At 33.0% G+C, this 15555-nt stretch carries 13 protein-coding genes; all 13 read left to right on the forward strand.

Going from position 1 to position 15555, the window contains the following annotated elements; genetic code table 11:
* Positions 1 to 39: 39 nt before the first annotated feature.
* On the forward strand, positions 40 to 1302 hold the full coding sequence (locus HZI73_RS05830; protein ID WP_212697317.1) for a nucleotide disphospho-sugar-binding domain-containing protein: 1263 nt from the start codon (positions 40 to 42) through the stop codon (positions 1300 to 1302).
* Between the two features lie 36 nt (positions 1303 to 1338).
* Positions 1339 to 2367, forward strand: a complete 1029-nt coding sequence (locus HZI73_RS05835) for a hypothetical protein (RefSeq protein WP_212697318.1) — start codon at positions 1339 to 1341, stop codon at positions 2365 to 2367.
* 60 nt (positions 2368 to 2427) lie between these two features.
* Positions 2428 to 3564, forward strand: coding sequence for a hypothetical protein (locus HZI73_RS05840; RefSeq protein WP_212697319.1), 1137 nt, complete (start codon positions 2428 to 2430; stop codon positions 3562 to 3564).
* 83 nt (positions 3565 to 3647) lie between these two features.
* The gene (locus HZI73_RS05845) at positions 3648 to 5432 is read left to right on the forward strand and encodes an amino acid adenylation domain-containing protein (RefSeq protein ID WP_212697320.1); all 1785 of its coding nucleotides are present in this window, start codon (positions 3648 to 3650) and stop codon (positions 5430 to 5432) included.
* Between the two features lie 43 nt (positions 5433 to 5475).
* Positions 5476 to 7035 (forward strand): B12-binding domain-containing radical SAM protein, encoded by a 1560-nt coding sequence (locus HZI73_RS05850; protein ID WP_212697321.1) that lies wholly within the window; start codon positions 5476 to 5478, stop codon positions 7033 to 7035.
* 40 nt (positions 7036 to 7075) lie between these two features.
* Positions 7076 to 8707 (forward strand): B12-binding domain-containing radical SAM protein, encoded by a 1632-nt coding sequence (locus tag HZI73_RS05855; protein WP_212697322.1) that lies wholly within the window; start codon positions 7076 to 7078, stop codon positions 8705 to 8707.
* Between the two features lie 412 nt (positions 8708 to 9119).
* Positions 9120 to 10274 carry a hypothetical protein gene (locus HZI73_RS05860; RefSeq protein ID WP_212697323.1) on the forward strand — a complete coding sequence of 385 codons (1155 nt, stop codon included), beginning with the start codon at positions 9120 to 9122 and terminating at the stop codon, positions 10272 to 10274.
* Between the two features lie 287 nt (positions 10275 to 10561).
* Positions 10562 to 11758, forward strand: a complete 1197-nt coding sequence (gene metK / locus HZI73_RS05865; RefSeq protein ID WP_212697324.1) for a methionine adenosyltransferase — start codon at positions 10562 to 10564, stop codon at positions 11756 to 11758.
* 10 nt (positions 11759 to 11768) lie between these two features.
* Positions 11769 to 12995, forward strand: a complete 1227-nt coding sequence (locus HZI73_RS05870; RefSeq protein ID WP_212697325.1) for a beta-ketoacyl-[acyl-carrier-protein] synthase family protein — start codon at positions 11769 to 11771, stop codon at positions 12993 to 12995.
* 4 nt (positions 12996 to 12999) lie between these two features.
* Positions 13000 to 13713 (forward strand): beta-ketoacyl synthase N-terminal-like domain-containing protein, encoded by a 714-nt coding sequence (locus HZI73_RS05875; RefSeq protein ID WP_212697326.1) that lies wholly within the window; start codon positions 13000 to 13002, stop codon positions 13711 to 13713.
* Positions 13714 to 13719: 6 nt separating this feature from the next.
* Complete coding sequence (locus HZI73_RS05880) at positions 13720 to 13962, forward strand: acyl carrier protein (RefSeq protein WP_212697327.1); 243 nt, start codon at positions 13720 to 13722, stop codon at positions 13960 to 13962.
* Positions 13955 to 15061, forward strand: coding sequence for a beta-ketoacyl-[acyl-carrier-protein] synthase family protein (locus HZI73_RS05885; RefSeq protein ID WP_212697328.1), 1107 nt, complete (start codon positions 13955 to 13957; stop codon positions 15059 to 15061). Before HZI73_RS05880 ends, HZI73_RS05885 begins: the two co-directional genes overlap by 8 nt.
* Positions 15058 to 15552, forward strand: coding sequence for a hypothetical protein (locus HZI73_RS05890; protein ID WP_212697329.1), 495 nt, complete (start codon positions 15058 to 15060; stop codon positions 15550 to 15552). The genes HZI73_RS05885 and HZI73_RS05890 overlap by 4 nt, the downstream gene beginning before the upstream one ends.
* Positions 15553 to 15555: the final 3 nt, after the last annotated feature.

Raw genomic sequence — 15555 nt, forward strand, 5'->3', positions numbered from 1 at the left:
AGAAATCCATCACATGAATAGAAATGGAGGATAGGCATTATGTCGACGGTTGTTTTTTTTGGATATCCTTTTGATGGTCATATTTTCCCTACATTGGGATTAATAAAAGAACTTGTGGCTAGAGGCTTAAAAGTATTCTATTACGCCTCTAGCCCTTATAAAAAGGTTATTGAAGAAGCAGGGGCTACATGTTGCTACTATAAAGCAAGGTTTAGATTCAAGAAATATAAAGAAGATACCGATCAACCATTAAAGCAAAAAACATTTTTACAAGAGTATGCTTTTCAACAGAATAATTTTTTAAAGTTATATGATATCAATAAAAGAGTTATAGCATACCATGAGCATGAAATAATGGCCTTGGAACCAGATATTATCATACATGATACACTATGTGTTTGGGGAAAATTATTGGCCCACAAAATGGGCATACCGAGCATTGCATCCCATGTGGATTTTATTTATACCCAAGCATTGAGAAGGTTTGATCTATGGCACATATTGAAGGAGAAACTGAACCTGGTAGATGATGAGTTATCTAAATATCAAGCCAAGTTCTTGAAATTCTTTGAGGGTGATTTACATAAGTTGGCCATAGAGGGTATGACAATAGATGATTTTTTGAAACTGTTTTATTCGGATTACTTAAACATTACGTATCTTCCATTAGCTTTTCAACCACACAGTGATAAGTTAGATAAGAAATTGTACCAATTCATAGGTTATGAAAAGGATAAAAGAAAACAAAACATTCGATTTCCATTCAAAAAACTTGGAAATAAACCTATTATTTATATATCTATGGGGAGTACGCATTGGAAGCAATGTTTACATTTTTATGAAGTATGTATCCATACATTTAAGCAAAATAATCATTCCGTTGTTATATCCACATGTAATCGCCAAATTTACCAAAAACTCAAAAGCACAAAAATCCCAAGTCACTTTACCATTAAAAATTATGTACCTCAGATAGAACTATTAAAAAGGGCAGGTGTATACATTTGTCATGGGGGGCTAAGCTCTATTAGAGAATCGGTTTCTTATCAAGTACCATTAATCATAATACCCACTTCTTTTGATCAGGTTATTGCTGCACAACAGGTAGAAAAATTCGGAATAGGCATTTACATAAAATCATTCGACATAAGCAGTAATGAATTAAAGGCACATATAAAGCTAGCTTATTGCAATAAGCAAATGATAAGAAACAGCAAAGAATTAAATCAGTTATTCATGGATGCAGGGGGAAGTAGTAAAGCTGCTGATCATATCCTAAATATAAAAAATCTTATGTCATAAATACGATTATCGCCAAATAGAAGATAGAAAGGGGTCATGATGCAAAACATAAAAATCGATGTGAATCTATCGCCTCCAGTCAGGTGCTATCAGATGTATGCTTATCCACTTAGTGTTATTTTTAAAACACAAAAAGCATTACCTTGGTTTATGAGTAATTTTATTAATTTTAAAAGCTGTAGGCATGAGGCAGAAGGCTTTGAGTATATGGATTTACGGTATGTTCAACCACGGTATGAATTATGCGACTGCTATGATTATCAAGTAATTAGCCAAAGTGCTTATAAAAAGGGTTTTTTACAAGATGTTCATACTTTGATAAGAGATGTATTGAAAGAAGGACATGTGATATCCTTTTTTGTAGATGAGTATTATATAACCAATAGGATAAGGTATCAAAAAGAGCATAAGCGACACCTTATCATGGTGTGTGGCTGCAATGAGCATAACAGAACATATGATGTTATTGGGTATGGTGCAAATTACAATTTTGTTAGAACGCAGGTTGCATTTGATGTGTTGGATGAAGCTTTTAATCAATATGACATTATTGATAATGATAAAGATAACATGACCATCATGGGGTTAAAAGATAGTCGTGAATCAATAGATATGAATCTAAACCTACTTAGGAAAGAACTTGAAGAATATTTAGGTTGTACCAATACCTATTGTCCAGAAGTAGCCCAATATTATTACAAAAAAGAATTTAAATTCGGCTTAGACATCTATAACGACATAAAGTATTTTTTATCCATACCACAGTATCAATTAGAAAATTATCCTATGTTTTTTATGATTTATGAACACAAAAAAAACTTTCTTTTCAGAATGAAGTACCTTCAGAAGACATTGGGTATTGACTTAGAAAGTATCATAAAGGACTACACAATAGTCGAGCAAATGGCTAATCATTCTCTTCATATATTTCTTAAATATTATGTATGTAAAAATATAAGCAGAAAAAAAGAATTATCAAAAAAGCTAATTAGGGCTATAGATATGCTTATAGATAAAGAAAAAAAAGAATTGGAAAATTTCTTGCATTTAATCAATAAATTTTAGAGAACTATGCTATAATAGAGGTGAAATAATAATTATAGTGTATTATAAGGGGTGTGAGAGATGATTTTCGATAAAAAACAAGATACATTTAACACATTTGCAGAATGGTATGTTTGGGGGATGGGTACATTTATGTCGCCATTGTACAAAGTCGTTCCTAAGGCGTTAGTAGAAGGTGATGTTGAGAATTTCTTGGAAGCTGAAGAGGACTTTTATCATTTCTTAAAAAACATGTTCCAAGATATGTATAAGCAACCGGAGAAGTATAACCTACCACTTGAACCATTTATTAGACATGATCAATTTAGCAAAAAGAGATTAAATGTTAGAAGAGTAGCGAGAAATGGTATATTGGATTTTCTATTTCAAATAGGGCAGGTAGGAATCTTAGATGGTGAAAGGTTTATGATAAGTCAAGGGGTATGGTATGAACTTCTGTTACATAAAAACAAAATAATTAAATCAAAAGATGGCTTTCTATCCATCATTGAACAATTAGGTTTTTATGTTGAAGAGGGACAAGAAGTGATCATAAACCATACCAAATATCCAAAAATGTTATGGGCTCTTTGCTATTTTTCAAAAGCTTGTGCTAAGGACAAAAAAAATAGTCTTCGCCATTTTTGCAGATGTGATTTTAGATTATTTGAAAATCATCCATTAGGTTTTGAAGATGTTTTAGAATTACTACCAGAATCACTGGGTGATGAAGTTATTCACACAGATCGCATATTAACAACACTAAAGTATAGAAGAAAAATAGAGTATTATGATGATCATGGTTATCGTATTGCCTATTCAAACAAAGCCGGTGTTGTATTCTATTGTCATGTTCATTCATACAAAACAAAAAATTACCATCATTATATGAGATGGGTTCTAAATACATCCCAAACAACTAGCTTATTTCAACAACTTATTGAAGATAATCAAGAAGAAATCGTGAACTATATATGTCATCACCTACATAGGTGTGATCCTAATTGTAATCCAGGCTATGGTGCCTCGTCACCAGAAAGCTGTATGGCACGCATAAAAGTTAATTGGGATAACCAATTGCTGTACACGTGTAAGGATAAGGGGTGCAATATTGGAAGTGGTCCAACTGACTTTAAGTACTTGAGAATTCTTTTAGAAGCCACCAAGAAAATAGTATATGCAGATTCGAATAAGACAAGAAATAAAAAACAGAAATAAGAAAATTAAAGGATAAGATGAAAGAGTGAATCATTCTAAAGAATGGTTCACTCTTTCATTTAACTTTTTAAAGGAGTTTTTGTATGCAAGGGAAGAATATATATCACTTATTACAAGAAAATCAACGACTAGGAGCAGAAGCTATTATTTGTGGCGATACCCAGATAGAGTACAGAGATTTTATTCAACAGGTGGACAATATGGCTAATCAATTGTCACGGGTATTTAACATGAATAATAGGCGATGTATTATCTTATTGGAACGTTCACCAGAATTATTAATGGCTATATTTGCTACTTTAAAAATAGGTATTGCTTATGTACCAATTGATCCCGTATATCCTCAAGAACAAATGCGTACAATGATCAATAACATTGGTCAGTGCAATGTCATTACGATGACAAAGTATAAACAGTATTTTGAGGATACAAATATTTTCTATATGGATAGCAGAGAGCGTTACGTTGGCCAGTTGCATGAAGAAAAAAAGACGGAATACGATGCCAATGACTTAGCATACATCATCTATACATCTGGTACAACAGGTGTACCAAATGCTATAGGTATTTTTCAAAGATCTGTTATCAATTTAATAGAAGGTCTATGTGAGGTCATCCATTTTTCACAAGGTAAAACCATAGCATGTTTAACATCATGTTCGTTTGATATATTTGTTGTGGAAACCATATTAGCATTATGTAAAGGGCTAAAGGTTGTTATGGCTAATGAAAAAGAACAAGGTAATCCAAAGCTAATGTCTAAGCTAATACATGAGAATAAGATAGACATGATTCAGTTAACACCATCAACCATGCAGATGTTAGTTAACTATGATCAGGACCTTATGTGTCTCAAAGGTGTCAGTGACATCATGCTGGGTGGCGAAGTGCTAACGTCAAGCCTACTGGAGTTATTAAAGTCAAAAACCAATGCAAAGATATACAATATGTATGGGCCTACTGAAACAACAGTTTGGTCATCGGTTAGTAATCTTACAGGTAAAAATAACGTGGATATAGGTAAACCAATCAAGAATACAGAGGTATACATTGTTGATGATGATCTCAATGAAATAAAAGATGGTCATGTAGGTGAAATTTGTATTGCAGGGGCGGGCCTTGCTATGGGCTATATTAATAATAAAGCGTTAACAGATAAGAGGTTTGTCAGAAACAAGATCGATTCAAAAAGGATGTATAGAACCGGGGATTATGGCTACATCGTTGAAGATGGGTATATAACATACGTTGGACGTAAGGATAATCAAGTTAAATTAAGAGGCTTTAGAGTTGAACTTGAAAGAATAGAATCCGTTGCTTCTGACCATTGTGATATCAATCAAGCAGTAGCAGTTATCATACAATCAAAAAGAAAAAAACACGATGATATACTATGCCTGTATTTTACATCCCATATAGAAATTAAACAGGATGTATTAAAAGAGCATTTAACTAAGAGGCTGCCAGAACATATGATCCCAAATAAGCTTATACAAATAGATAAAATCCCCATGACACCAAACAATAAAATAAATAGAAAAGCTTTATCAAATATAGAAATTTATATGGATGATGCACTCAACGATTCATATAATATGCAGAGTGATATCAGTAAGAAAATTATAAAAATCATAAGCAGTACAACGGGCATCCGTCAAACAATTTTATCTAAAAATCCAGAAACAGCTGAAGTAGGATTAAATTCTATCGTATTTATAAAAGTAGTCGTTAAAATAGAAGAAGATTTCAATATTGAATTTAGCGATGATATGTTAGATTTCTCTAAATTCAAAGATATTTCATCCATTGTTCAATATATTGAGCGTTGCGTTTTGGACAGTAAGCGTATGAATGAAAATACCCATTAATCCATAGTATGGACGGATAATCATGAAAGGAATGTAATATAAAATGAAAATATGCTTGATAAACCCACCATATTTTTCAAATAGGTTTCCAGGTGATGAATATTCATCCACTGGGTTTACGATACCCCATATTGGGATAGGTTATATAAGTGCTATATTAAATAAGCATGGGTTTCATACAGAGATTATCGAAAGTATGGGACAGAATATTTCAATGTCTAAATTAAGAAAAATATTAAAGGAAAAGCAATATGACGTGGTAGGGATTTCAACATGTGATAATAATCGATACAACTCTGCGAAAATTCTGCATATGATTAAGAGCATAGATCCTAAAACCTTTGTATTCTTAGGTGGCTATACACCAACTTTGACGCCAGAAGAGACCTTAAGAAATTTTGAGGCATTGGATTGCTGTGTCATTGGCGAAGGCGAATACACCGTCTTAGAACTTATGAAAACATTAAAAGCAGGTGGTGATTATAGAGAAGTTTCAGGCATCGCTTATTTAGAAGAAAAAGAGTATATCCAGACTAAGTCAAGGCCTTTGATTCAGCATTTAGATGAACTTCCATTTCCTGATAGGCCTTTTTACAGTTCGAAAAAAGAAGTTCGTTTGTTGTCCACGAGAGGATGCCCTAATCACTGTAACTTCTGTGCCATTACATCATTTTATAAAAGATGCCCTGGTAAAAAATTCAGAATAAGATCAGCAGAAAATATTATTGAAGAGATTGAGTATCTCATTAAGAAGTATGAACGTATTGATAATATTCATTATAACGATGACAGTTTTCTTACCCAGATACCAAAGAATCTAGAGAAAATAGAGGCATTATATCAATTACTAAAAGCAAAAAATATTATGATCCCATTTCAAATAACTGTATGCGCAAAGGACATGAAGCCATCATATGCATTACTTAAAAAATTAAAAGAAGTCGGACTGTACCATGTCTTTATTGGCATTGAATCATTCTCACAACGTCAGTTAGATTATTTTCAAAAGAATGTAACGGTAAAAGAAAATATGGAGGCTCTAGAGGTCGTAGCTAAATTAAAGATTAAGGCAACGATTGGATTTATTCCTTTGGATCCTTATGTAACCATTCAAGAGGTAAGAGATAACTTTACCTTATTAAAGCAATCAGAATATAGAAATGTACGTTATGAATACTCCGATCCATTTTCTAATCTCATACATATGATTGCAGTTGCTGGAACGCCTTTTAGAGGTAAACTAGAAGAAGAAGGCTTATATATCATGAATGAACAAGGCTATGAATTTTGTGATAGAGATGTGCAATTCTTGAACGTTATTCTAATACGTTGGAATACATTAATCAAGAACATCAGCTATAAATACTATTATATTATACTTTCAGAAGAAAAAGGAAACATGAATCTATCTAAGGTGTTAAAAGATAAGATGACAGAACTATTTGATATCTATATGGATTTTGCTATTCATTTATGTGATGGTATCTTAAGTAGGCATGTCACCCAAGAGCGTGTCGATGCATTTTTTGACTTATGGGCTCACAAGGCAAATCGTATTAATGTTTTTTTTGACGCTGCAAAACTTGAGATAGATAAGCTTTGAGGTTTTAATCATTAAGCAATGAAAGGTAAGAATACTAACTATGAGAAGAAAAAAACCAAGAGTATTGTTGATAGCACTATATACGGAAGGTATGCGAATGACTTTTGAGGAGCTTGGAATTTGTTCAATTGCTTCTTACTTACGTGCACACGGCTATGAAGTAATGGTAATGGGTAAGACGAAGGAGCAGCTAGATTATGCTAAGATTATGGACTATTTACCAGATATAGTAGGTTTTTCATTATATAGTACGTCTAAGCATGTGGTATTTAGTGTATGTGAAGAGCTACATCGACGCATACCGCAAGTGTATCTATGTGTTGGAGGGACCTTAGCAACACATAATCATAGGGGCATTTTGCAAGAAGCACCTTATATTGATATGGTATTGCGAGGCGAAGGTGAAGAGGTTTTTTTAAACCTCGTTAGATGTGTGGAAGAAGAGGGGGATTTTACATCTGTCAATGGACTCACATATAGGAAAGATGCCAAGATATATGTAAATAAAGACCAAGAGCTTATTAAAGATTTGGATTCATTACCAGTACCTGCTCGTGATATATTGGTTGAAAACAACTTAAAAATAGCACAAATATCAACTTCTCGAGGATGTAAAGCTAGGTGTACTTTTTGTGCATCCCAGCTTTTTTGGAGTTGTTGGAGAGGTCGGAGTGTTAAAGGTATTATTGATGAAATAGAGAGCATCGTGAATACACATCAAATTCATGCATTCTATTTCATTGATGGAAGCTTCGAGGATCCATCCAATGACTATAGTAGGTTAATAAAAATTGCAAAAGAAATTATACGAAGAAATCTTAAAATATGTTACTTTGCAAACTTCCGAGCAGAATTTTGTAGAAAGGCTACACCTGAGCTTATGGAATTGCTGGTAAAATCAGGTTTAAGTGCTGCTTGTATAGGAATAGAAGCAGCTAATTCATTTGACTTAAAACTATATGGCAAAAGAGCAACACTAGAGGAAAACATAAAAATAATAGACTTATTTAATAAATATGGTGTTAATATTCAACCAGGTTTTATTAATATAAATCCTTATTCAACCTTTGAAAATTTACGTAAAAATATTGATTTCCTTGAAAAATATAAATTTTTATCAATAAAAGCTATTTTATTTAATCGGTATAATATGCTTATTAATACACCACTCTATGAAAAAATTGTTAGAGATAATCTGTTAATGAAGGGTGTATTTAATGAAGATGGGTATTATTTTGTTGATGAGCGAATTGGCGTATTCATCAATTTTATTGAAAAATATATATCGTCAATTGGGCATGATTCCAATAAAGCCATTGACAGAATAAGTTTCTTTTGTAATGATTTTTTATCCATATTTTTGTATGCTAAAAGGCACATACAACAGGATTGCAAGGATAAAGTTCGTGAGCTATTAGACGTATTTGAAGTGAAATTGGATCAATTGCGTATTCAAGCGAACAAGCTCATTGCCAAATGGTATAAAGAATTATTAGATCTTGCAGAAAATCAATGGCATGATCAGAAAGCCATGGAGATATCAGATAAATATTTAGGTAGTAAAGATATGATTCAAATCGCTAATCATATGGATAATATTAAGAATATAATGTACATAGGGTTAATGCGACATAATACGTCTTATAGTCATTATTTTATACATTTATTTTAATGGATTAATCCTCGAAAAGTATATTAATCTATACCTACCACATGTTTAATGACTAGGATATAACATCTATAATAGAGATGTCTAAAAAACTATATTTAAACAAATTTAAAATGGAGGTGGAAATATGTCAACAAAATGTAATGTGTAGAATAGAGAATCGTTAAGATGATGATGGAGACTTTGGTAAATTTAAGATCAAGGAAATCCCCCTTCCATTACCAGAGTCTTCATACCATCAAAAGAAGTATGAATGGAGGTGGAAATATGTCAGCAAAGCTTATTCCATAAAATAAAGAACGATTAGGATGATGATGGAGACTTTGGTATCTATGATTGAAGGTGCCCCTTCCACTACCAAAGTCTTCATACCATCAAAAGCAGTTTGTATGGATGATAGGATAAGGAGGTATATATGTATAGGCATAAAATTAATGATGTTAAACTGGATGACATTAACCAATCAGCATATGATTGTTTTGTTCAGCAAATAATGACATTATGTTTGTTTTATGGAAATGAGTATTGGAAATTATTTATTCATTCACCAATACAATATAATGACCAAAATAAAAGTCATTATATCGATGATTATATCACAACAAAGGATGTATACAACATTGTCAACGCAATGAAAAAAAATTACGGTATTGACTTAGTAAAGACAAAAAAAATGCAATTTAAACAAAAAGAGGTGTATCTTATATCTTTTGATTTATTCAAATACCCAGTAGCTAACATATATTCAGATATAAGCTATGAAGACACACATTGTTTTATCATATATGGTGAAGACAAAGAGAATTACTATATCAAAGATGAATTTTATGGTTTATCCTCCTATAAAATGAACAAAAAAATATTTAATGAAGGTGTAAAAGAAATATATCGTGTCAATAAACTGGTCAATAAAACCTACAATAAAAATAACGATAGGCATAAAGTCATTGAATGTTTAAAAGGTAATGACTACAACGTTATAGAAGAGTGGTATCAAATATGTTTAAAGCATAAAAAACATGATTATCAATACGCGATACTATTTCCTAAACTAAGGTCAATTTTTTCAAGGGCTGAACACTTAGCATTAATTGTAAAAAATAATTCGAATAATAATCCATACTTCATTAAATTAGCTGAAATGTTTCACCAGATATTCGATCAGTTGAAGAATATATGGTATAACTTAATGAAGTATTATCTTGCATATAATAAGATTGATAGAGAGGTCTTTAATAAGAACATCATCACCATAAGAAAGTTGTTTTTACAACAAATTACATTGAAAAAAGAAGCCATTAAACTTTTGGAATATCGTAGAGGAAGTCTTAAAGAAAGGCTGGAAATAACATTAAATCAATATTTAGAAAGAGAAGTAAAACTTGATGAATGCATTTATGATGAACATGATGGCATAACGGTCTTAAAATTATTCAATACCTATGAAAGGGATTTTTGTATGGCTTTAGATATAATTTCTTATAGTGGGATGAGGACATACGGTGAATTTATAATAACAACATATGAGAAAATATTGCTCTCCAATAGGACGTGTGAAGACATGACATAATCAATAAAATGTTGCTAATTAGGTAACCTAATGAAGCACTTTTTTTCTGCATTATATCTCAAGAACATGAAGCAAAAAGTATAACGACCTATACCTACTGGGTCTTTAAAATCCATACACCAGAATCTATAATAATATTACATATAAAGGATATCTAATTTTGTTTCGGCAGATAGATATGACAGGGTTACATAAGTGTAGATAGGATGGTATTATTTCCAATATCCGTGTATAGCCATGTTTGGCTTTAGATTTTTTTACCTTGAATGAAAGGAATGATCATTAAGATGAAGAATAATTTTTTGTTTACATCAGAATCTGTTACCGAAGGACATCCAGATAAGATGTGCGATGTGATCTCAGATTCTATTTTAGATGCCTATATTAAAAAAGACAAAAATGCAAGAGTGGCTTGTGAAGTAACAGCTACTACAGGTGTTATATCCGTAATGGGTGAGATTACATCAAATGCAGGGGTAGATATTTCACAAATTGTTAGAGAGACGGTTAGCGAGATAGGATATGAAGGAGATTGTTTTGGTTTCGACGGGCAAAATTGTGCAGTAATGTCCATGATAGATAAACAATCCGATGATATTGATTTAGGTGTAAGTCTTTCTTTGGAAGCTAGACAAAGTGAAAAAGCTAATGGGGAAGAAGCAAAAGAGTCATTAGGTGCAGGTGATCAAGGAATGATGTTTGGTTTTGCTTGTAATGAAACAGACGTTCTCATGCCAGCACCAATATACTATGCCAATCTATTAAGTCAGCAACTCACTAAGGCTCGGAAAAACAAATGTCTTGATTATCTGGGACCTGATGGGAAATCCATGATTACATTTGAGTACCAAGATGGTAAACCAATGAAAATCGATACAATAGTCATATCCACACAACATCTATTAAACGTTAAACAGGAAAAAATCTATCAAGATGTTATCAAGTATGTCATACATCCGATTATACCTCAGAAATTTATTGACAGTAAAACAAAAATTCTTGTTAATCCAACGGGAAGATTTGTGAAAGGAGGACCATGTGCTGATACAGGGCTTACAGGGAGAAAAATCATCGTGGATACTTATGGTGGCATGGGAAGACATGGAGGGGGTGCTTTTTCAGGTAAAGACCCTACTAAGGTAGATAGAACAGGAGCATACGCTGCAAGATATGTTGCGAAAAATATTATTGCTGCAGACATTGCAGATAAGTGCGAAGTTCAGATTGCCTATGCAATTGGTGTTTCTAATCCAGTATCCGTTCATGTGAATACTTTTAATACAGCTAAAATACCAGATCAAGATATTGCACATATGATAAGTGAGATTTTTGATCTTAGACCTGCTGCTTTAATAGAACAATTTTCCATGAGAGGTCCAATATACAAACAGTTATCAGCATATGGTCATTTTGGTAGAACAGATATAGATGCTGCTTGGGAAAGAACAGATAAAGTGGATCAGATACAGGCATATTTGAAATAGATGGGACAAGGTGAAACATAAAATAGTTAAGGGTGAAATGATGAAGGATATAGTTGTTACGGGTATGGGGGTATTGTCCACTGCTGGCTTTACTTTAGATGATTATTGGCATAATCTTTATGACGGTAAGGTAACGTATGGTATGATAGATGAATTTAAAAGTAACCCAAATTATAGAATAAAAATTGGATCAAAAATTAAGACATCTAAATGGAACACAAATGTTCCAGAAGACATATTGAGTACATATGGGAAAGCGGCTTGTTATGCTGTAAGTACTACATTGAAAGCCATCCATCATGCAAAAATTGATTTGAATCAAGTCAATAATAAAAGAGTTGGAGTAGTCATTGGAACGACTATGGGTGAAATTGAAGTTGAAGAACAAATAACCAAGTTCGTTTGTCAAAATAAAAGTATAGATAACAGGTTATATCAGCAATATCAAACATTTAATATTGTTAAAGCAGTAGCAGAAGCTGTTGGTGCAAAAGGATATATGTTTGCAGTCCCAGCTGCATGTGCAGCAGGAAATTATGCTGTAGCAATATCAAAACAACTTCTTGAGTGGGATTATGCAGATATGATTATTACTGGTGGCGTTGATGTATTTTCAAAAGTAGCATTTGCAGGTTTTCAGAGATTACTATCTTTAGCAACAGACTTTTGTAGGCCATTTGATAAAAATAGGAAAGGTTTAGTTGTGGGAGAGGGTTGCGGTATTGTCATATTAGAAAAAGAAAAGCAGCGAAAGAATCAGAAAGTATTTGGTAGGATAGTAGGAAGCGGTCTTTCATCAAATGCTTATCATATGACAGCTCCTCATATTCATGGTGAGGGTGAATTATTAGCTATGAAGAAGGCAATGATGAATACGGGTCTTTCATTAAAGGATATTGATTATATTTCTGCACATGGAACGGGTACAAAAGCCAATGACAAAATTGAAGCAAAAGTCATTAAAGAAATGTTCAAAGGCCACAACTTACCACCAGTTAGTTCAATTAAATCCGTACTAGGGCATTCAATGGGTGCTGCCAGTACCCTAGAGCTGATTGCTTGTTTATTAATGATACAAAGAAGGACTATTTTACCCACAATGAATTATCAGTCCAAAGATGAGGATTGTGATATAGATGTTGTAGCCAATAAGCCTAGAAAACAGAATCTTAAATACGTTATGTCAAATTCTTTTGCATTTGGTGGACAGACAAGTAGTTTAGTGATAGGAGTATAGGGTCATGAAAAGAAAAGTCTATATAAACAATTGCGTTTTTCTTAGGGAAGGCTTTGAGGAAATAGATATCGTTGATAAGAATATTGACCGCATTAGTAGAATGTGTATTATATCCATAAGTAAATTGATGCATGGGATTGAAAATATGGCCATGAATGTGCCAATTTTTTTTGGTTCAGCCTATAGTTGTTTGAATAGTTTACATGAATTCAACAAGGTTTGTGAAAAACTAGGTGCTTTAAGAGTGAACCCTAGTTTATTCCCAAACACGGTTCTAAATTCTCCATCATGTAGAGCTGGCATTCATTTCAATATGACACAACCCATTTATAATATATCCAATGGGGCTTCATCAGGATTAGATGCATTAGGGCTTGCATACATGCATATAGCAAATGGAGAAGTAGACAATGCTATTGTAAGTTTGGCTGAAGAACACTCTGAAATAGCAGAAAAGATAGAAAACAAAGCCTTTGCACATAGTAGTGCAGCATTCTATTTATCAACACAAGAAAGTGATATTGAAATACTTAAGTATGATATTGATGATGCTTCAATAGGTGTTGTTGATAACAAACAAGAGCAAATTCATAGAAGCCATGGTCCTTTATACCAAATTGAAAAATTGACTAAAGATGAGGGTTCACATGGTAGGATTACCATTGAAGCCATACATGGGTCACGTAGAACAATAATACAAATAAAGAAAGAGGGTTAAAATAGGATGTTAGAAAAAGAAATTAAAGAGATTGTATCAGAGATTATTCAGGTATCTGTAGATGATATAGAGTCAAATGACTCTTTTTTTGATGATTACGGCATGGACTCACTAAAGGCACTTGAAATCTTAGCTGAAATTGAAAACAAGTATCACATTACAATCAATCCTGAAAAACTAATTGACATGACCAGTGTTGCTGAAGTTGTTCGAATAACAAGCGAATATCTCAATCATAACCATGGGTAAAGTTTATATAACTGGCATTGGAATCCGATCAAAGCTTGGAAATACCCTTAGTGATTTTTGGCATGGGATTAATCAGGATTGGATACAAGAGAAACAGAGCCTTATGATTCATCATCATAAAAAAGAAATTGTGGCTGATATGACAAGTCACACAATGTATGAGGAAAATTATGAAGAATATTTTTTGAATATGTGCTACGAAGCTATTGTATCGGCTATCCATAATGCTAAAATTTCACTAACGAACCAAGAGGGGTGTATTATTCTTGGTACAGGTATGGGCATGTCAGATGAATGTTTGAAAGGTGTGAATGTAGCAGATGCATTCATGTCACAGTTAGCGTGTAAAATACAGAAACGCTTACAAACAAAGGTAAAAGTGATTATTATTGCAAATGCTTGTTGTGCAGGTGCCCAGTCAATAGCATATGCATATGATTTATTACGTGTTCATAGGTATGATTTTATTATTGCAGGAGGCGTAGAAGCTTTTTCTTATATCACCTATTGTGGTTTTAAAAGACTTAATGCAATAGATAATACCGGTTGCAAGCCCTTTGATACAAATAGAAAAGGTATCTATGTTGGTGATGGAGCTGTTTTTTATGTTTTACGAAGTACAAATATGGATGGCAGCTATTGTCAAATATTAGGACAAGCTGTAACAAGTGATGCATATCACACCGTAGCACCCAAACCCGATGGAAGCCACATTTCTAGAGCTATAAGTCAAGCTCTCCAGAAAGCAAAGAAACAGCAGCATGATATAGATGTCATCGTAGCTCATGGAACAGGAACGCGTCTTAATGATCGTATTGAAGGTCATGTCATATATGAATTATTCGGAAACATTGATGTGACAGCACCAAAAGGAAAAATAGGTCATACAGGAGGTGCATCTGGTGCGTTTGGATTACTTACTGCTCTATGTGCTTTAGAATTTCAGTGTATCCCCTATATTGTTAATTTGAATGAGCAGGATGAAACAATCAAATTCAAGGGGAGAATGTATAGAAAAAAACATAAAACAATTAATAATGTTCTGGTGAATTGTTTCGCTTTCGGTGGAACAAATACAGTATTGGTGTGTGGATTATGAATATAAGTGACGTTGTAATAAAAAAGTGTATCGTAATCAGTCATGATGAGTTTATATCTAATATGTTTGAACCCCCAAACAAAAGAATCATGGATAGGTTTACCAAGAAGGTTCTCTATGTAGCCTATCGTTTATTTGATGGTGATTTATCCAATATAGACACCTATCATACAGGCGTTGTTTTATCGACCCAAACAGGACCTATACGTTCCATTAAAAAAATAGCACATATCATTTGTGACAAGGATTATAGGGGCATCAACCCAAGTCTATTTCCTAATGTTATGTTAAGTACTGCTCTTGCACATCTAACCATGTATTTAGATATTCATGGTCCTTCATGTGTTTTTTATGACACCAATAAGGATGCCCCACATGCATTAGAATATTGTATCGTGCAGACAAAACTTGGCAATTGTGAAGGTATGATTGATATACATGTAGATGAAAACGGTACCTCAATGGGTAGGTATATATTGAGAAAGGAATAGAAA

The organism is Vallitalea pronyensis (assembly GCF_018141445.1).
GTDB classification, from domain to species: Bacteria; Bacillota; Clostridia; order Lachnospirales; family Vallitaleaceae; genus Vallitalea; species Vallitalea pronyensis.

What these genes read in the sequence shown, in the direction of transcription:
- HZI73_RS05830 (WP_212697317.1), top strand. Translation starts at nt 40, where the DNA reads ATGTCGACGGTTGTTTTTTTTGGATATCCTTTTGATGGTCATATTTTC.
- HZI73_RS05835 (WP_212697318.1), top strand. Translation starts at nt 1,339, where the DNA reads ATGATGCAAAACATAAAAATCGATGTGAATCTATCGCCTCCAGTCAGG.
- HZI73_RS05840 (WP_212697319.1), top strand. Translation starts at nt 2,428, where the DNA reads ATGATTTTCGATAAAAAACAAGATACATTTAACACATTTGCAGAATGG.
- HZI73_RS05845 (WP_212697320.1), top strand. Translation starts at nt 3,648, where the DNA reads ATGCAAGGGAAGAATATATATCACTTATTACAAGAAAATCAACGACTA.
- HZI73_RS05850 (WP_212697321.1), top strand. Translation starts at nt 5,476, where the DNA reads ATGAAAATATGCTTGATAAACCCACCATATTTTTCAAATAGGTTTCCA.
- HZI73_RS05855 (WP_212697322.1), top strand. Translation starts at nt 7,076, where the DNA reads ATGAGAAGAAAAAAACCAAGAGTATTGTTGATAGCACTATATACGGAA.
- HZI73_RS05860 (WP_212697323.1), top strand. Translation starts at nt 9,120, where the DNA reads ATGTATAGGCATAAAATTAATGATGTTAAACTGGATGACATTAACCAA.
- metK (WP_212697324.1), top strand. Translation starts at nt 10,562, where the DNA reads ATGAAGAATAATTTTTTGTTTACATCAGAATCTGTTACCGAAGGACAT.
- HZI73_RS05875 (WP_212697326.1), top strand. Translation starts at nt 13,000, where the DNA reads ATGAAAAGAAAAGTCTATATAAACAATTGCGTTTTTCTTAGGGAAGGC.
- HZI73_RS05880 (WP_212697327.1), top strand. Translation starts at nt 13,720, where the DNA reads ATGTTAGAAAAAGAAATTAAAGAGATTGTATCAGAGATTATTCAGGTA.
- HZI73_RS05885 (WP_212697328.1), top strand. Translation starts at nt 13,955, where the DNA reads ATGGGTAAAGTTTATATAACTGGCATTGGAATCCGATCAAAGCTTGGA.
- HZI73_RS05890 (WP_212697329.1), top strand. Translation starts at nt 15,058, where the DNA reads ATGAATATAAGTGACGTTGTAATAAAAAAGTGTATCGTAATCAGTCAT.